The sequence below is a fragment of the Rahnella sp. PAMC25559 genome (assembly GCF_050632365.1).
GTDB lineage: Bacteria > Pseudomonadota > Gammaproteobacteria > Enterobacterales > Enterobacteriaceae > Rahnella > Rahnella rivi.
The window spans coordinates 4,326,987-4,344,868 of sequence record NZ_CP192543.1 but is presented as its reverse complement, the minus strand read 5'-3'; the positions used below and the strand labels follow the sequence as shown (position 1 = coordinate 4,344,868).

The window sequence follows — 17,882 nt, the reverse complement described above, 5'->3', positions numbered from 1 at the left end:
GAGTTTATGGAACAGTACAGTTTGACGATGCGTGGCATCAGCAAAAGCTACAGCGGCGTGGCGGCGGTGCAGAATGTCGATTTCTCGGTCAGGCCGGGTGAAGTTCACGCGCTGATCGGTGAAAACGGTGCGGGGAAATCGACGTTGCTGAATATTCTGTCAGGCGTGCGTGCGGCAGATTCCGGCGAGATCCTGGTGGACGGGCAGGTGATTCAGATGAAGAACCCGCTTTCCGCCCGCCATGCCGGTATCGCGATGATCCATCAGGAGTTGCAGCACGTTCCTGAACTCTCCGTGGCCCAGAATATGTTCCTCGGGCGGCCTTTAACGCGGTTCAAAGGGCTGTTTGTCGATAAGCAGGCGCAGTACAAAAGGGCGGTGTCGATTTTGCGCCGTCTTGATCCGAGCATCGATCCGGATGAGCCGATCAAAAACCTGAAAGTGTCGCAGCAGCAGATTGTCGAAATTGGCCGCGCGCTGCTGGATGAAGCCAAAATCATTGCGATGGACGAGCCGACTTCCAGCCTGACGCCCACTGAATTCGAGCGACTGGCTGAACTGATTTCGGATCTGAAATCAATGAACGTGGCGCTGATTTACGTCTCGCACAAAATGAACGAAATCTTCAAAGTCTGCGACCGCGCGACGATTTTACGTGATGGCAAACAGGTCGGCGTGGTGAATATCTGCGATGAAACGGAAGAAACCATCGTCACAAAAATGGTCGGGCGCAAAATCGAAAAAGTGCAGCATCATTCGCACGCGACGCAACGTGAAGTGCTGCGCGTCGAGGGGCTCAGCCGTGACAGCGCGGTGCGGTCGGCGAGTTTCAGCGTCAACGCGGGGGAAGTGCTGGGTATCGCCGGGCTGGTCGGGTCAGGGCGTACCGAGTTGCTCAAACTGATCGCCGGGATCGACGCGAAAACCGGCGGCAGTATTGAGGTCGACGGCGTTGCCGTTAAAAATCACAACGTCAGCGCCGCCATACGCGCCGGGATCGGCCTGGTGCCGGAAGATCGTAAAAAAGAAGGCATCATCAAAGAACGCGCGGTGAAAATGAACATGGCATTGCCGTCAATGGGGCGTTTCACCCGTTTCGGATTGCTGAAAAGACATCAGCTGGATCAGACCGCGCTGGAGGTCATGACCGATCTGCGCCTGCGTCCGCTGAATATTGAAAAACCTATCGGTACGCTCAGTGGCGGTAATCAGCAAAAAGTGATTATCGGACGTTGGGTGGCCGCAGATAATAAAGTGTTTCTTTTTGACGAGCCAACACGGGGAATTGATATTGGTGCCAAGTCTGAAATTTATAATTTGATCGAAAAACTGGCGCAGCAGGGAAAAGCCATTGTGGTTGTCTCCTCTGAAATGCCGGAAATTATGCGAATTTCGGACAGAGTCCTGGTGATGCGTGAAGGGAAAATTACAAAAGAACTTAACGGCGACGAGATCACGGAAGAAAATATCGCCCGTTATGCAATAAGCGATCTGAATTAAGTGTTGATAAAGTCTGTCACCTCCCTATTTATTGAAGGCCATTATTATGACGACTCAAGGTAATGTTCAGCCCAAGGTTTTTTCTTCGGCATTATTTAAATTCAACGTACGCGATGCCGGAACGCTGATTGGTTTATTAATCATTGTGATCACCTTCTCTTTTTTATCGCCGGTATTTTTTACCGTGCCTAATTTATTGAATATTTTGCAGCAGTCTTCCATCAACGGCATTATTGCGCTGGGAATGACGCTGGTGATTATTTCCGGCGGTATCGATCTCTCCGTCGGGCCAACCGCGGCGCTTTCTGCGGTGCTCGGTGCGACGCTGATGGTGTCCGGCGTGCCCATTCCGCTGGCCATTATGGCGACGCTCGGCGTCGGCGCATTGTGCGGCGTGTTCAGCGGGATGTTAGTGGCCTACGCCGGTTTGCAACCTTTCATCGTCACCCTCGGCGGCCTGTCGTTATTCCGCGCCCTGGCGCTGATTTTCACCAACGGCAACCCGATTTTCGGCATTCCGATGGAGTTTCGCACCGTCATCAACAGCACGGTCTTCGGCGTTCCGGCACCGATTGTTATCGTCATCGCCATTGCCGCTATATTGTGGGTAGTGATGAATAAAACCCCGCTCGGCGAATACATTCTGGCGGTGGGCGGTAACGAAGAAGCGGCGCGCGTGGCCGGTGTCCCGGTCAAAAGAACCAAGGTGACGGTCTTTGTGATCTCCGGCGTGTTAGCCTCGCTGGCTTCGCTTATCCTGATTGGCCGGCTGGGCGCTGCCGAGCCGACGATGGGGAATTTGTGGGAGCTTGATGCCATTGCCGCGGCGGCCATTGGCGGGGCTTCGCTGATGGGCGGCAAAGGCAGTGTGATCGGTACGCTGATTGGCGCGGTTATTTTGGGTTCATTACGTAATGGCCTGACACTTCTGAATATTCAGGCGTTTTATCAATTGCTTGCTACTGGCCTTATAATTATCATAGCGATGTTGATTGACCGGGCGACACGAGGCAAGTAATGAATCAGGATCCGCGAGCTATTGGTGCTCAAATTCGTATGAAATTGCCACATCTGACGCCACTGGAAAGAAAAGTCGTCGAATCAATTACGTCTAAAACCGATTTTACCGAGCACACGTCTTTAAAAGAAATTGCGCTGGAAAATAATGTGTCTGAGGCGATGGTTGTAAAACTGACGAAAAAATTAAACTTTTCAGGGTTCAGAGATTTCAGAAGCAGTTTAATTTATTACAACTATTCTGAAGTGGCAAATTTACATGCTGAAATTGAACCGGGAGATTCGTCGGAGCAATTACTTGAAAAAGTATTCAGAACCTCTATTCAGGCTATCGAAGAAACATTATCGATTGTCGATATTTCTGAATTTAACCGTGCCGCTGACATTCTTTTTAAAGCCAGGCACATCGATTTATATGCCGTTGGCGGTTCTGCCGCCGTGGCACGAGATTTGTCGCACAAGCTCCTGAAAATAGGGATCAAAACGACGGTCTACGATGATGCTCATATTATGCTGATGTCAGCCGCCGTCTTATCGGACGATGATGCGGTGGTGGCGATCAGTCATTCCGGCGCGACCCGCGCGGTGAATGATCCGATCAAACTGGCGGCGCGCAACGGTGCCAAAGTTATCGCCATCACCAATTATGCCGAGTCGCCTATTGCGCGCAATGCGCATGTGGTTCTCAATTCAACCTCTCAGGGATCGCACTTGCTCGGGGAAAACGCCGCGTCGCGCATCGCCCAGTTAAATATTCTGGATGCCTTATTCGTGGCGATCGCACAGAAGGATCTGAAGACAGCGGAAAAGAACCTGATGAAAACCCAGCAGGCGGTTCAGGACCTTCGGGAATACTAGAATGGGTAAAATTTTAGTCACGGGCAGCCTCCATTACGACATCGTGATCCACGCGCATCACCGCCCTGAAAAAGGCGAGACGGTGATCGGCAGCGGCTGTTCGTACAAATTCGGCGGTAAGGGCGGCAATCAGGCCGTTTCTGCCGCGAAAGCGGGCGCACAGGTCAGTTTTGCCGGTGCGGTCGGAGCGGATGCGCAGGGAGAATTCCTGCGCGGCGTACTTCATGAGCACGGCGTTGATACGGCGGGTATCGCGGTCACTGACGCCGTTCCGTCCGGCATGAGCGTCGCGCTGATGGATGCCGAAGGCGATTACGGCGCGGTGGTGGTGTCCAACGCCAACAACCTGATCGACCCGGCGCAGTTCAGCCATGATGTTCTGTGGCAGCAGGTGGACATGTTGCTGCTGCAAAATGAAGTGCCGGAAGCGGTCAACCTGAACGCGGCGAGAGAGGCGAAGCGGCGCGGCGTGCGCGTCTGCCTAAATGCCGCTCCGGCGCGTGAACTGTGCACCGGGATGCGGGCTGCGGTGGATTTGCTGGTGGTCAACGGCGTTGAGGCCCGCGATCTTAGCGGCATCGTGGTGAATGATTTAGCCGGCGCCTGTGAAGCCGCGCAGTGGCTCAGTCAGCACTATCCGGCCGTGGTGGTCACCGCGGGCGAACATGGCGTTGCCTGGAGCGAAGCGGGCAACCCCAGCCAGTCGCTGCCCGCCGAGAAAATCACGCTGGTCAGTACCCATGGCGCGGGCGACTGCTTTATGGGCATGTTGTGCACCTCACTCCTGAACGGAAATACGCTGGCCGATGCTGTCGCGAAAGCCAACCTTGCAGCGGCGGAACACGTGTCACGCAAAGCCTGAGTCGTGCTTAACGGGCAGGATGCATTTCCTGCCTTTTCCCTTCCCGATGAATTACGCCTCGCCATCCTGTTCAATTTTCTTCTTATCCACATGCCCGAGTGAACGCTCCGGGAAGCAGATGTCGCGCACGCGTTGCTTGAGCGGCGCCGCATCCGGGAAGCCGCCGTCACGTTTACGCTCCCAGATAATCTCGTCATCGACTTTGATCTCGTAAATGCCGCCGGTGCCGGGGACCAGCGTTACCGACGCCAGATCGCTGCTGAACGAATTCAGCAGTTCCTGCGCCATCCACGCGGCGCGCAGCATCCAGTTGCACTGGGAACAGTAAGTGATGGTGATAGCAGGTAATTTTTCCATGGTTCAGACCCTTTAAGAGAATGTTTAAAAGCCGGTAACGCCCTGAAAATAGCACGATCCTACTGCCCGCTACAGACCTGCGCCAGTTGCTGCCTCAGCCACTGGTGCGCGGGGGAGAGATGCGAGCGTTCGTGCCATGCGGCGACTTTAGTAAAGCCGGGAATGTCCAGCGGCGGCAGCATCACTTCCAGCCCTGCGGCATCTCGCACCAGCCGTTCCGGCACCACGGCGATCAGATCCGTGGTTTGCAACACCGGCGGCAGCACCAGAAAACTGTTCACCGACAACACCACATTGCGTTTTTTGCCGAGCGCCCGGAGCGCGGTATCCGTCACTCCGGCAAAATTTTCGCCGCTCAGCGACACCAGCGCATGGTCGTAATGACAAAACGTCCCGAGGGAAATCGTTCCCTTGTCCAGCGCCGGGTGGCCTTTGCGCAGCGTGCAAACATAACGCTCATCGTACAAATGGCGGATATGCAGGTCGGGCGGCGTGGTTTCCGGTGTCAGCAGAGCGAGATCGACTTCACCGCGTTCAAGCCGCTCCTGAATGTTCGACGCCTCCGCCCGCTGAACCGACAGATGAATGCCCGGTGCAAGTTGCCGCAACAGGGAAAAGAACGGCACGATAATCACGCTCAGCGCATAATCCGTGGCGGCCAGCGTAAACGTCATCTCGCATTCGGCGGGAACAAAGGCTTCCGGCTGCAACAGCGCGTCAATTTCCGCCATCACCCGTTTGACCGGTTTTGCCAGCGCCAGCGCACGCTCGGTCGGCACAATGCCGTAGCGCGCACGGACAAATAAAGGGTCATCAAAGCTTTCACGCAGACGTGTCAACATGCTGCTCACGGCAGGCTGCGTCAGGGAAAGGCGCTCAGCGGCGCGGGTCACGCTGCGCTCGTCGAGCAGTGCATCGAACGTCTTTAGCAGATTCAGATCGAGACTTTTCAGATTGCGCATGGGCAGGGCACCGATTGAGTTATAACGAAATATAATAGGCACTATAATATTTTCAGACTTCTGCTTATAGCTCTTTGACGGCACGCTGGTTGCTGAATGATCCCATCCTTCGAGGAAAATATATGTCTGCACTTTTCACGCCTTTTACATTGAAAGACGTCACCTTAAAAAACCGTATTGCCGTTCCGCCGATGTGCCAGTATTCCGCCACTGATGGCGTGCCGAACGACTGGCATCAGGTGCATTACGCGACCCTCGCCCGCGGCGGCGCAAGCCTGGTCATTGTCGAAGCGACGGCGGTGTCACCTGAAGGCCGCATCACCCCTGGGTGTCTGGGGATCTGGAACGATGAACAGGCCGCTGAACTGGCGAAAATCGCCACATCCATCAAAGCCGCCGGTGCAGTACCGGGGATCCAGATCGGTCACGCAGGCCGTAAAGCCAGCGCCAATCTGCCGTGGGAAGGGGACGACCATATTGCCGAAGGCGACCCGCGCGGCTGGGCGACGATTGCGCCTTCCGCCGTTGCGTTTGGCAAACATCTGCCAAAAGTGCCGAAAGAGATGACCAAAGCCGATATCCAGCGCGTGATGGCGGATTTTGTGGCCGCGGCAAAACGTGCGCGCGATGCCGGTTTTGAATGGCTGGAACTGCACTTTGCCCACGGCTATCTGGCGCAAAGCTTCTTCTCCGTGCATTCCAACACCCGCACCGACGAATACGGCGGTGATTTCGCCGGTCGCAGCCGTTTCCTGATTGAGACTTTCGACGCCGTTAACGCCGTCTGGCCGAAAAACCTGCCTATCACCGCGCGTTTCGGCGTGATTGAATACGATGGCCGCGACGAAGAAACGCTGGCGGAATCTATCGAACTGACCCGCATTCTGCGTGAGAAAGGGCTGGATATGCTGAACGTCAGCGTCGGTTTCTCCACCTGGGAAGCGCAGATCCCGTGGGGTGCCGGTTTCCTCGCGCCGGTGTCGCGCCGCGTGCGTGCAGAAGCCGGTTTGCCGGTGGCCAGCTCTTGGGGCGTGGCTTCGGCGCAAATCGCCGAGCGCTGTATCAGCGAAGAAGATATGGATCTGGTGATGATTGGCCGCGCGATGCTCGCCAACCCGCATTATCCGTATGCGCTGGCGAAAGAGCTGGGCGAAGACAATCCATCATGGGTGTTGCCTGCGCCTTACGCGCACTGGCTTGAGCGTTACAGCATTAACTGATCGCTGAATTTACATTCGCGTCATTGTCGGCAGGCAGAAGTCTTCTTCTGCCTGTTTTTTTATCTGCCTTCCAGATATAAAAATAAGCCATGCTGGCTATCACGATCCATGATTTTCGTAATATCTCAGCGGTGCGTATTCTTTGTGGACACCAGCCTGCGGGCTGTTTCCCGGACATAAAGGAATCACACATGAATGCGATCAACTGGCCGCAAGGCTACCTCCCCGGCGAAGCCGATAACTTCGCGTCTAACGAAATGATCATCACCGGCCTGACCGTTGAACAACTCTGGGCACAACTCGATAACACCGCCGCCTGGCCGGAGTATTACAGCAATGCGTCGGATATTGCGTTCCACGACGGCAGCGGACCGGGGCTGAGCGACGGCGCACGTTTTCGCTTCAGCACCTTCGGCTTTCCGGTGGAAGCGCAGGTGAATGAATACGTCCCGCCAGCCAACGGCCAGCCCGCGCGCATGGCGTGGCACGGCTGGGCAGAAGGCGACGCCGATACCCGTCTTGACGTGCATCACGCGTGGCTTATCGAAGAACTTTCCGGTGGCCGCGTACGCATCCTCACCCAGGAAACGCAGAATGGAAAACCGGCACGCGATCTCGCAGTGACGCGGCCGAATCCGATGATCAACGGCCATCAGGAATGGCTGGACGGGATGATTAAAGCGGCGCGCGGTTAAGTCGCGCGCTAAGCACCTCTTCCGTGCTGTGGGGGCTGGCCGTCAGCTCCAGTTTCTGCCGGCCAGCAATTGCCCACCCTGGTTGAGATGCAGGGTGTTGCTCGTGAAAATCAGATAATGCTAAACGCCGTCCTGGCGATTCAATTCACAATGGAATAACCCGGTTATTCGATGGAAGATATTTCTAACTGCACCTGCCGGGGAATTCTAAAAGTGACGTAGCATTTTCCGATAAAATATTTTTCTTACCTGTCATGACAGCTGAAATACAAATATACATGCTGAGTGGTATTGATAGTGTAAATAATAAATCACAGATGTCTTTCAGACCCTGTAATTTCTGGCGACCGCACAGAAATTGTCTGGATTTTTTACGTTTTTTCATGATGCACTTGCTGTTTTTAAAGTGTAAAGAATTGTTTTTACTGTTTGTTTTTCCGCACCTTTCAGCAGGTATAGCGGCGAGAGCCAATAATGCTTACAAGAAAACACCACTATAGATAATTCTAATATTCACTGTAAATATTTTTATTAACTGATTCACTTGTATTTGTTATGCGGTAAATAACTAACGCGTCTTTATAACAGTTTACTTTTCACGACACAAAAGCTGTTTTCTGAATCTTCTAAAAAATGAGATTTTTACCGCTGATAAACAGAAAATTATTAGATAGCTGAATGTTACTGAAATGAATTTAATTAAAAACTAATTTATTGGCTAATGAAATTATCAGGGGAGTCATCATTAACGTCTCCCTCTGACAGGATGACGGTGCCTGCAATCCCGGCCTCTTTTCCTTTCAATCCTTTCCAAATCAACGCAAAATCTCTCCCTTAAACCAGCGATAATAAGGGATGCGGGCGTGAATTCAGGTTTGATGGTGTTACACGGCAATCACTCAGAAGCCCTGAGGGACGTGCTGATCACGTGGATGGCGGCGCATCCGCTTTCGCCGCTGGAAAATGAAGTGATTCTGGTGCAGAGCAATGGCATCAACCAGTGGCTGAAACTGGCGCTGGCGCGCGATGCGGATGACGGCGGCTGCGGCATTGCGGCGGCGCTGGACATCAAACTTCCGGCGCGTTTTTTCTGGCAGGTGTACCGCGCCGTGCTGGGCAAAGAGCAGGTGCCGGAATCTTCACCGTTCGACCGGCCATTGCTGACCTGGCGGCTGATCCGGCTGTTACCGCAATTGCTCACCGAACCGGTGTTTGCACCGCTGGCGCGTTTCTTAAAAGACGACGGCGACATGCGCAAACTGCATCAGCTGGCACAGCGTCTGGCCGATTTGTTCGATCAATATCAGGTGTATCGCGCCGACTGGCTGGAGGACTGGGGCAACGGACTGGACGTTCTGCGTACCAGCCGCAAGGGCAGCGAGCCTTTACCGGAAAACCTGCTGTGGCAGCCTCAACTGTGGCGTGCGCTGCTGGCGGATGTTCCTGAAAATCAGCGTAATACCAGTCGCGCCGCGCTGCATCAGCGTTTTCTGCACCACGCCCAAACGCTTTCTGAACATCAGCGCCCGGCCGGTCTGCCTGCGCGCCTGGTCGTTTTCGGCATCTCTTCACTGCCACAGCAATCTCTCGAAGTGCTGGCGGTGCTTGGCCGCTGGACGCACATTTTTATGTGCGTGCATAACCCGTGCGAGCACGACTGGAGCGATATCATCGCCGATAAAGATCTGCTGCGCGCCGAACGGATGCGTCAGCAGCGCAAGCCGGGTATGCCGCCGGTGATGAACGATGATGAGCTTCATCAGCATGCCCATCCGCTGCTGGCAGCGTGGGGCAAGCAGGGGCGCGATTATATCGGCCTGCTCAATGAATATGACAACCACGAATCCTATGCCTCGCAACTGGCACCGGTGATCCCGCGTATTGATCTCTTTACCTCTAACGGCACCGACACGTTACTGCACCAGTTGCAGGAAGATATTTTGCAACTGCGCCCGCTGGCTGAAACCAAAGGATACTGGCCGCCGCTGAATGCGCAGGACGACTCTCTGCGCTTCTACATTACCCACAGCGCCCAGCGCGAAGTGGAAGTGCTGCATGACCGTCTGCTGGCCGCGCTGGCGGCAGATCCGACGCTCAGACCGCGCGATATTATTGTGATGGTGCCGGACATCAACGGCTACGCGCCGCATATTCAGGCGGTGTTCGGCCTGACCGCGCGCAGCGACCCGCGCTACATTCCGTTCACCGTCGCCGATCAGGGGCCGCGCCAGAATAATTCTCTGCTCGGCGCGCTGGAGCGCCTGCTGAATTTGCCGCAGTCGCGGTTTGCCGTCAGTGATTTGCTGGATTTACTCGATGTGCCGTCGGTGCGTCAGCGCTTTGCCATCGAAGAAGAACAACTGCCGCTGTTGCACCGCTGGATACGCGCCGCCAACGTGCGCTGGGGGCTGCACGCCGAACAGCGTCAGAGCCTCGAACTGCCGTTATCGCCGGAGCAAAACAGCTGGTTCTTTGGCCTGCAACGGATGCTGCTGGGCTACGCAGTGGGCAGCGGCGAAGCCTGGGGGAATATCGAGCCGCTGGATGAAATCGGCGGGCTGGACGCGGCGCTGATCGGGCCGTTGTCGCATCTGCTGAGTTGCCTCGATGATACCTGGCGTCAGCTGCGCGAGCCCGCCGCGCCGCAGGTCTGGGGCGAGCGTCTGCGCGCGATCCTTTCACAGTATTTTGCACAGGACGACGAGGGAGAGGACGGCTTTATTTTAGTCCGTCTGCACACCGAACTGGACACCTGGCTGGAAGCCTGTGAAAGCGTTGATTTACAGGCCGAACTGCCGCTTTCTGTGGTGCGCGATCACTGGCTGGCACAGTTTGACCAGTCCGGCCTGACGCAGCCGTTCTTCGGCGGTGCGGTGACCTTTGCCACGCTGATGCCGATGCGCGCTATTCCGTTCCGCCACGTTTACCTGCTCGGCATGAACGACGGCGATTATCCGCGTAACCGCGTGCCGATGGATTTCGATCTGATGGGACGCGATTACCGCCCCGGTGACCGTTCACGTCGGGAAGATGACCGCTACCTGTTCCTCGAAGCGCTGCTTTCTGCCCGCGAACGCCTACACATCAGCTGGGTGGGGCGCAGCATTCATGACAACACTGAGCGCCCGCCGTCGGTGCTGGTGGCGCAACTGCGTGACCATCTGGCGGCAGGCTGGAAGCTTTTAGAAACAGCGGAAGAACAAGAAAGTCAGAATAATTTAGAGTCAATAAAAGACCAAAGTGAGAGGGAAAGAAAAGCTTTTCTAAACGCGCTGACCGTTGAACATCGTCTTCAGCCGTTCAACCGCGACTATTTTGTTAAAGACAGCGCGCTGTTCAGTTATGCCCACGAATGGCGTGCCGGGCTGGAAGCGGAAGCCGCTGACGTTGCTGCACAACCGCTGCAACCTGTTGAACAGGAAGGGGCGCTGACGCTGCGCCAGCTGTCGGATTTTCTGTCGGATCCGGTGCGCAGCTTCTTCCGCCAGCGGCTGAATATCTATTTTGAGCGGGAAGATCCAGGCAGCGAAGATCAGGAACCTTTCGATGTGAACGCGCTGGAAAACTGGCGATTACAGGATGAACTGATCCGCGCGCAGAAATGGGCGCTGGAAGCCGGGGTGTCGCGGCAGGATGTTTTGCGACAGCAGCTTGAACGCATCGAACGGCGCGGCGAGCTGGCACCGGGAGAATTTGCCAGAGTGCTGAGTGAAGATCTGGCGGAGCCGATGGAACAGCTGTTTGCCAGCTATCAGCAGGTGCTCGACGCGTGGCCTCAGGCTCTCGGCAATGAATCGCTGAGCGTTGATACCGGCGGCGTCAGTTTCTCAGACTGGCTGGGCGATCTGCGCGCCAGTGAGGGCGGTGAACGGGCGCGCGTGGTGCTGGAAAGTGGCGGCCTGATGACCAAAGAGCGCAGCTACCGTTTCGACAAACTGCTGCCGTACTGGGTCGCTCATCTGGCCGGGCACCTCGGCGGGCAGCCGATGCACAGCATTATTGTCAGCAAAAACGGCACCGCTGAACTGCCGCCGCTGGAGATTTCACAGGCCGAAGCGCTGTGGCAAACGCTGGTGGAGACCTGGCAGCAGGGGCAGTTACGTCCGCTGCCGCTGGCGGTGAAAACCGCCTTCGTCTGGCTGAAAAAAGACGGCAATGAACAGAGCGCGCCGGACAGCGATGCCTGGTTTGCCGCGCGTGATGCCTATGAAAATCACGATCCGGCTAACAAAAAATTCGGTGAGCGCGACAGCAACCCGTATCTGGCCCGCGCGTGGCCTGATTTTGCCACATTGTGGTCCGACGGCGAATTCGCCGTGCTTGCGGATCTGCTTCTGGCTCCGCTGAAAAATCATCTTTCTCGCAGTAAGAAAGGAGGAAAGGAATGACGGATCGCACCCTGCCATCGGCCCTTAACGTGCTGAATTTCCCGCTGACCGGCAGCCGCCTGATTGAAGCCAGCGCCGGTACCGGGAAAACCTTCACTATCGCCGCGCTGTACGTGCGGCTGGTGCTCGGGCACGGCGGCGATAACGCCTTCAGCCGCCCGCTGACGCCGCCCGACATTCTGGTGGTGACCTTCACCGATGCGGCCACCAAAGAGCTGCGGGATCGTATTCGTGAACGTCTGTCCAAAGCGGCGGTGTGCTTTCAGGAAGATCCGCATGAGCCGTCATCCGGCGACGAATTTCTCCTAAAACTGCGTGCGGAATACACGCCTGAGCAATGGCCGGGCTGTGCCCGTAAATTGCAACTGGCGGCCGAATGGATGGATGAGTCGGCGGTTTCCACCATCCATGGCTGGTGTAACCGGATGCTCGGCGAACACGCGTTCGACAGCGACAGCCTGTTTACGCAGACACTGGAAACCGATCAGAGCGAATTGCTGATGGACGTGGTGCGCGACTACTGGCGCAGCTTCTATTTCGCGCTGCCGGAGCCGGACATCCGCACCCTGCGCGGCTGGTGGCGCACGCCGGAAGCGTTACACCAGAGCGTGATGCCACTGCTGGACTATGCCGACGAACTGGGATCGGATGAACCGCCTGCGCAGGTGTGCGAAACGGTCAGTCAGCAGAAAGCCGACGAGCTGGCGGCGCTGAAACAGGGCTGGGCACAATGGACGCAGGAGCTGCGCACGATCCTCGAGGGCGCGGTGGCGGCGAAAGTGGTCGATGGCCGTAAAATTCAGGCGCGTTATTTCACGCCGTGGCTGGAAAAACTCCATACCTGGGCCACCACCGATGAAGTGATGCCGGATCTGAAAACCGGCTGGGAACGCCTGACGCCGGAAGGCCTGGCAGAGTGCTGGAAACAGGGCGAGCCGCCTGCGCATCCGGCGCTGACCGCGATGGAAACCCTGAAAGCGCGTCTCGAGAGTTTGCCTGATGCGCGCAGCGGTTTGCTGAAACACGCCTGCCGCTGGATAGAAAACCGCTTTGACGCCGAGCAGCAAAAGCGTGCGCAGATGGGCTTCAACGATTTACTGACCCGCCTCGACGCCGCGCTGCACAGCGATAACGGTGAACGGCTGGCGGAGATCATCCGCACCCAGTTCCCGGTGGCGATGATCGACGAATTTCAGGACACCGATCCGCTGCAATACCGTATTTTCGATACCGTTTACCGGGTGGCAGAAAATGTACCGGAGCAGGGGCTGATCCTGATCGGCGATCCGAAACAGGCGATTTATGCGTTTCGCGGGGCCGATATTTACACCTATCTGCGGGCGCGCCGCGATACCGGCGGACGTCACTACACGCTGGCGACCAACTTCCGTTCCACCCGCGCCATGGTCGCGGCCGTGAACGAAGTGTTCCAGCTGGCGGAATCCCGCGCATCCGGCGAGGGCGCTTTTCTGTTCCGTCGTGGTGATGACAATCAGGTGCCGTTCCTGTCTGTGGAAGCCAAAGGACGCGCCGATACGCTGGTGATTGACGACGCCGAAGCTGCCGCCATGACGCTGTGGTATCCGGAAGATCAGGCGGAAGCGTTGCCGAAACTTCAGTACGTTCAGCTGATGTCTGACGGCTGTGCGACAGAAATTGTCCGTTTGCTGCGTCTCGGGCAACAGGGCACCGCCGGTTTCGGCCACCCCGGAGAACCGCTGAAACCGGTCATGCCCGGCGATATCGCGGTGCTGGTGAATACCGGCCGTGAGGCCGCGGCGATCCGCATGGCGCTGTCCAAACGCGGCGTGCGCAGCGTCTATCTGTCAGATAAAGAATCCATTTTCCAGAGCGCGCAGGCAGGCGAATTGCAGTTCTGGCTGGCGGCCTGTGCCGCGCCGGAAAACGATCGTCTGCTGCGTGCCGCCCTGGGGACACCTTCGCTCAATCTCAGCTGGGAAGCGCTGGATCGTCTGAATCAGGATGAAAATGAGTGGGAGCGCTATGTCCGGCAGTTTCAGGAGTACCGTACCTGCTGGCGCAAACAGGGCATTTTACCGATGCTGCGCCGCCTGATGTGGGAGTTCGACGTGCCGCGCCGCCTGCTCGGGCGCGGTGATGAGCGCGCGCTGACCGATTTACTGCATCTTTCAGAACTGCTGCAACAGGCGAGTGTGCAGCTCGACGGCGAACATGCGCTGATCCGCTATCTGGCGGAGCAGTGTCAGGATGAACATCAGGGCGGCGACGCACGTAAATTGCGTCTGGAAAGTGATGCCGAACTGGTGAAAGTGGTGACGGTGCATAAATCCAAAGGTCTGGAATATCCGCTGGTCTTCCTGCCGTTTGCCTGCGCATTCCGCGCGGTGAAAAAACAGGATTCACCGCTCAAATGGCATACGCCGGAAGGCGAGCTGGAAGTGGCGTTAAGCGCCAGTGAAGACGAGCTGGCGCTGGCTGACCGTGAACGGCTGGGGGAAGATCTGCGTAAATTTTACGTGGCGCTGACCCGCTCGTGTTATGCGCTGTGGCTGGGCATGGCACCGCTGAAAGAGTTTGAAAAGAGCGCGCCGGGTTATCTTTTTAACGGCGGAGAGGCGATTGATGCTGCCGCGTTGCCGGGCCGTTTGCAGGCGCTGGAAACCGACACTCTGCGCGCATGGCCGCTGCCGGTTCCTGACGGTGCCGTGTTTCGTCCGCAGCAGGCGTTGCCTGCGCTGGGGCCGCGCCCGCCGTTGCGGACGCAGAAAGCACCGCGCTGGTGGGTGTCGAGTTTCTCGGGTCTGCAAATCGCGCCTGCCGGAACCTATATCGTCTCAGACGGGGTAACACACGAGCCGCAGGCGCAGGCCGAAAGCGCCGCACAGGACACCTATTTTGAAAACAAGATCTCCGAAAGCCTCGGGCTGGACGATCTGCGACTGACAGACGCATTATCGCAGCCGATGACCGGCGCGGATTTGTATGCGTTTCCGCGCGGCCCGGCGCCGGGTAATTTCCTGCATGGTTTACTGGAGTGGGCGGGGGACGAAGGCTTTGCTGCGCTGGCGGCTGAACCGGAGAAAATCGCCGATCAGATTGGCCGTCGCTGTCAGACCCGCGGCTGGGAGAAATGGATCCCCGCACTGACCGGCTGGCTGACCGCGTTGCTGACGCAGCCGTTACCGCTGCCGGATGGTGAGGCGTTTACGCTGGCCGGTTTGCCGCCGTATCAGGTGGAGATGGAGTTCTGGTTCTCCCTGACGCAGGTGCCGACCCGTCGCCTGGACAAGCTGGTTCAGCACTACACGCTCGGCGGGGCAGAACGCGCGCCACTGCTGGCGGAAGATCTTAACGGCATGCTGAAGGGCTTTATCGATCTGGTGTTTGAACACGACGGGCGTTATTACGTGCTGGATTACAAATCTAACTGGCTGGGCGCTGATGCCAGCGGCTATGACCAGACGGCCATGACGCAGTCGATGCGGGATCACCGCTACGATCTGCAATTCACGCTGTACCTTTTCGCCCTGCATCGTTTGCTGAAATCACGTCTGCCGGATTACGACTACGACCGGCACATCGGCGGTGCGGTGTATGTCTTCCTGCGCGGCAGCCATGCGCCGGGCAACGGGGTCTGCGTTCAGCGGCCGGATAAAGCGTTAATGGAAGAACTCGACATGCTGTTTAGTGGCAATCAGGAGAAAAGCGCATGAAAATCAACAGCCATGAAGATATGGCGCACCTGCTGGCAAGCTGGGTGGCGTGCGGCTGGCTGCGTGAGCTGGATCGTGCGCTGGTGACGTTTCTGGCGAAACAGGTGCCCGATGCGCATCCGCTGTTATTGCTGGCTACCGCGCTGACCAGCTATCAGCTCGGACGCGGCCACGTTTGTCTGGATTTACAGGCCACGCTGGCGGACAGCGCCTTTTCACTTTCCCTGCCGCCGGATGGCGATCACGCCGACGGTGCGGTGATCCGCCCCTCAGCGGTGCTGGATAATCTCACGCTCCGTCAATGGATGGATGCGCTGGTGCAGCCGCAACTGGTCGGCAACGGTGCGGGCAATACGCCGCTGGTGCTGACCGGCCACCGGTTATATCTGCGCCGCTACTGGCAGTACGAACAGAACGTGCGCGGAGCGATTGAACAACGGCTGGCGCGCAGTCAGCCGCAGGCGTTGCCGGTGGACTCCCTGCGCACGGCGCTGGACGCGCTGTTCCCGGCGAAGCGCAATGCCGGGCACGTTAACTGGCAGAAACTGGCCTGTGCGCTGGCGGCGGGAAGTGCATTCAGCATTATCACCGGCGGCCCCGGCACCGGTAAAACCACCACCGTCGTCCGCCTTCTGGCGTTGTTGCAAACGCTGGCACTGGAAGACCGGGGCCAGCCGATGCGTATCCGGCTGGCCGCCCCGACCGGTAAAGCGGCGGCACGGCTGAATGAGTCGATTGCGGGGGCAGTTTCGAAGCTGGAACTCGGCGGGCTCGGCAACGGCGAGGCGGTGCGTGAAAGCATCAATACGGAAGTGGTGACGCTGCACCGCTTGCTGGGCAGCCGCCCGGATACGCGGCATTTCCGCCATCATCAGGGCAATCCGCTGATGCTGGACGTGCTGGTGGTGGATGAAGCCTCGATGGTCGATCTGGAAATGATGGCGGCACTGCTGGCGGCGTTGCCGGAGAGCGCACGCCTGATCCTGCTCGGTGATAAAGATCAGCTGGCGTCGGTGGAAGCGGGCGCATTGCTCAGTGAACTCTGTCAGCGCGCCAGGGGGGGCCATTATCTGCCGCAAACCCGCGACTGGCTGCAAAGCGTGACCGGCGAGCAGATCCCCGATGCGCTGGTGGATCCGCAAGGTACGGCGATCGATCAGGCCGTGGTGATGCTGCGCCACAGCTACCGTTTCGATGCGCAAAGCGGTATCGGTCAGCTGGCGGAAGCGGTAAACGACGGGGATGTGAAAGCCCTTAAACAGGTCTGGAAGCACGGCTACGCTGACCTGGCGCAGCTGACATTGAGTGCCGACGATGATGCGGCGTTGCGCGACTGGGTGATCAACGGTGCGGCGGGGCAGTTTCCTGCGACAGAAAGCCGCGAGGGCATTTCGCCGCCAGCCGGTTATCGGCATTATCTGACGGTGGTGAATAATGAGCGACCGGCTGTGGATGAACCGCCGGAATCCTTCAACCGCTGGGCCACAAAAGTGTTGCTGGCCTACAGTCAGTTTCAGTTGTTGTGTGCTTTACGCGGCGGGCGCTGGGGCGTTGAAGGGTTGAATCTGCGCATTGCGGAATTACTGTATAAAGAGAAACTGATCCCGGCGTCGGTGGGCTGGTATCCGGGGCGTCCGGTGCTGGTGACGCGCAACGATTACGGCCAGCGGCTGATGAACGGCGACATCGGCATTACGTTGCCTTACCCGCAAACGCTGGCGGAGGGGACGACGGTATGGGGGATGCGCGTGGCATTTTTGTCCGGAGACGGTACGCAAAGTATCCGCTGGGTGATGCCTGGCCGGTTACAGGCGGTGGAAACCGTATTCGCCATGACGGTGCATAAATCGCAGGGTTCTGAATTTACCCACACCGCGCTGCTGTTGCCGGAGAATCTCAGCCCGATCCTCACGCGCGAGCTGATTTACACCGGGATCACCCGTGCGCGTCACTGGTTCAGTCTGGGGTGTGTCGGAGGTGTCAATGCGGTGCTGCCGGAAGCGGTACAGCGCAGGGTGCTGAGAGCCAGCGGATTGATCGAAACGGTGTGATCAGTATTCGTATTGCGGTGTTTTGAGGGTTTTGACCGTGGCCCGCGTTTTGGAAGCGGGCACTTTGGTCGCTTTCAGCGGGTCACCGGCAACAAACTCAAGCGTCGGGGAATAGTAAAACGGCAGCCAGCCGCCATAGCCATTCTCCCACTCCCAGCGAACCGGGCAGGGCCAGAGAATGTCTTCGTACATAATGTAATAGGTCCATCGCCCGTGAGGGCGACGTGGTTTGGGGGTCTTCATATGGGCGTCAACTTAACTCAAAATAGTATCGCTA

The 17,882-nt window shown here is 57.3% G+C and carries 12 protein-coding genes; 9 read left to right on the top strand and 3 right to left on the bottom strand.

Going from position 1 to position 17,882, the window contains the following annotated elements; translation table 11 throughout:
• The first annotated feature begins 6 nt into the window (after positions 1–6).
• From ACQZQY_RS21005 to ACQZQY_RS20990, 4 genes are read left to right on the top strand one after another with little or no spacing between them, the layout of a single operon-like run.
• Positions 7–1,500, top strand: coding sequence for a sugar ABC transporter ATP-binding protein (locus ACQZQY_RS21005; RefSeq protein WP_122097390.1), 1,494 nt, complete (start codon positions 7–9; stop codon positions 1,498–1,500).
• A gap of 46 nt (positions 1,501–1,546) precedes the next feature.
• Complete coding sequence (locus ACQZQY_RS21000) at positions 1,547–2,518, top strand: ABC transporter permease (RefSeq protein ID WP_056781414.1); 972 nt, start codon at positions 1,547–1,549, stop codon at positions 2,516–2,518.
• Complete coding sequence (locus ACQZQY_RS20995) at positions 2,518–3,375, top strand: MurR/RpiR family transcriptional regulator (RefSeq protein ID WP_056781410.1); 858 nt, start codon at positions 2,518–2,520, stop codon at positions 3,373–3,375. The genes ACQZQY_RS21000 and ACQZQY_RS20995 overlap by 1 nt, the downstream gene beginning before the upstream one ends.
• A 1-nt stretch (position 3,376) precedes the next feature.
• A complete protein-coding gene (locus ACQZQY_RS20990) occupies positions 3,377–4,237 on the top strand; it encodes a ribokinase (protein ID WP_431296349.1) in 861 nt (286 codons plus the stop codon).
• Between the two features lie 51 nt (positions 4,238–4,288).
• Here the strand turns inward: ACQZQY_RS20990 and ACQZQY_RS20985 are convergent, their stop codons facing one another.
• Complete coding sequence (locus ACQZQY_RS20985; protein WP_056781404.1) at positions 4,289–4,594, bottom strand: SelT/SelW/SelH family protein; 306 nt, start codon at positions 4,592–4,594, stop codon at positions 4,289–4,291.
• Between the two features lie 59 nt (positions 4,595–4,653).
• Positions 4,654–5,556 carry a LysR family transcriptional regulator gene (locus ACQZQY_RS20980; protein WP_431296348.1) on the bottom strand — a complete coding sequence of 301 codons (903 nt, stop codon included), beginning with the start codon at positions 5,554–5,556 and terminating at the stop codon, positions 4,654–4,656.
• A 122-nt stretch (positions 5,557–5,678) separates the two neighbouring features.
• Here ACQZQY_RS20980 and ACQZQY_RS20975 point away from each other — a divergent pair, with 122 nt between their 5' ends.
• From ACQZQY_RS20975 to recD, 5 genes are all read left to right on the top strand, one after another.
• On the top strand, positions 5,679–6,776 hold the full coding sequence (locus ACQZQY_RS20975; RefSeq protein WP_056781401.1) for an NADH:flavin oxidoreductase/NADH oxidase: 1,098 nt from the start codon (positions 5,679–5,681) through the stop codon (positions 6,774–6,776).
• Positions 6,777–6,967: 191 nt separating this feature from the next.
• Entirely contained in the window at positions 6,968–7,471 is a 504-nt protein-coding gene (locus tag ACQZQY_RS20970) for an SRPBCC domain-containing protein (protein WP_183848001.1), read from the top strand.
• An 878-nt stretch (positions 7,472–8,349) separates the two neighbouring features.
• Positions 8,350–11,859: an exodeoxyribonuclease V subunit gamma gene (recC, locus tag ACQZQY_RS20965; RefSeq protein WP_431297226.1), complete on the top strand. Its 3,510-nt coding sequence runs from the start codon at positions 8,350–8,352 to the stop codon at positions 11,857–11,859.
• Positions 11,856–15,554: an exodeoxyribonuclease V subunit beta gene (gene recB / locus ACQZQY_RS20960; protein ID WP_431296347.1), complete on the top strand. Its 3,699-nt coding sequence runs from the start codon at positions 11,856–11,858 to the stop codon at positions 15,552–15,554. Before recC ends, recB begins: the two co-directional genes overlap by 4 nt.
• Positions 15,551–17,605: an exodeoxyribonuclease V subunit alpha gene (gene recD, locus ACQZQY_RS20955; RefSeq protein ID WP_431296346.1), complete on the top strand. Its 2,055-nt coding sequence runs from the start codon at positions 15,551–15,553 to the stop codon at positions 17,603–17,605. The genes recB and recD overlap by 4 nt, the downstream gene beginning before the upstream one ends.
• Here recD and ACQZQY_RS20950 read toward each other — a convergent pair whose 3' ends face one another.
• Positions 17,606–17,848 carry a hypothetical protein gene (locus ACQZQY_RS20950; protein ID WP_072158192.1) on the bottom strand — a complete coding sequence of 81 codons (243 nt, stop codon included), beginning with the start codon at positions 17,846–17,848 and terminating at the stop codon, positions 17,606–17,608.
• Between the last annotated feature and the right edge of the window lie 34 nt (positions 17,849–17,882).

Excerpts from the sequence above, each read along its gene's own strand:
- ACQZQY_RS21005 (WP_122097390.1), top strand. The coding sequence starts at position 7 with ATGGAACAGTACAGTTTGACGATGCGTGGCATCAGCAAAAGCTACAGC.
- ACQZQY_RS21000 (WP_056781414.1), top strand. The coding sequence starts at position 1,547 with ATGACGACTCAAGGTAATGTTCAGCCCAAGGTTTTTTCTTCGGCATTA.
- ACQZQY_RS20995 (WP_056781410.1), top strand. The coding sequence starts at position 2,518 with ATGAATCAGGATCCGCGAGCTATTGGTGCTCAAATTCGTATGAAATTG.
- ACQZQY_RS20990 (WP_431296349.1), top strand. The coding sequence starts at position 3,377 with ATGGGTAAAATTTTAGTCACGGGCAGCCTCCATTACGACATCGTGATC.
- ACQZQY_RS20985 (WP_056781404.1), bottom strand. The coding sequence starts at position 4,594 with ATGGAAAAATTACCTGCTATCACCATCACTTACTGTTCCCAGTGCAAC.
- ACQZQY_RS20980 (WP_431296348.1), bottom strand. The coding sequence starts at position 5,556 with ATGCGCAATCTGAAAAGTCTCGATCTGAATCTGCTAAAGACGTTCGAT.
- ACQZQY_RS20975 (WP_056781401.1), top strand. The coding sequence starts at position 5,679 with ATGTCTGCACTTTTCACGCCTTTTACATTGAAAGACGTCACCTTAAAA.
- ACQZQY_RS20970 (WP_183848001.1), top strand. The coding sequence starts at position 6,968 with ATGAATGCGATCAACTGGCCGCAAGGCTACCTCCCCGGCGAAGCCGAT.
- recC (WP_431297226.1), top strand. The coding sequence starts at position 8,350 with ATGGTGTTACACGGCAATCACTCAGAAGCCCTGAGGGACGTGCTGATC.
- recB (WP_431296347.1), top strand. The coding sequence starts at position 11,856 with ATGACGGATCGCACCCTGCCATCGGCCCTTAACGTGCTGAATTTCCCG.
- recD (WP_431296346.1), top strand. The coding sequence starts at position 15,551 with ATGAAAATCAACAGCCATGAAGATATGGCGCACCTGCTGGCAAGCTGG.
- ACQZQY_RS20950 (WP_072158192.1), bottom strand. The coding sequence starts at position 17,848 with ATGAAGACCCCCAAACCACGTCGCCCTCACGGGCGATGGACCTATTAC.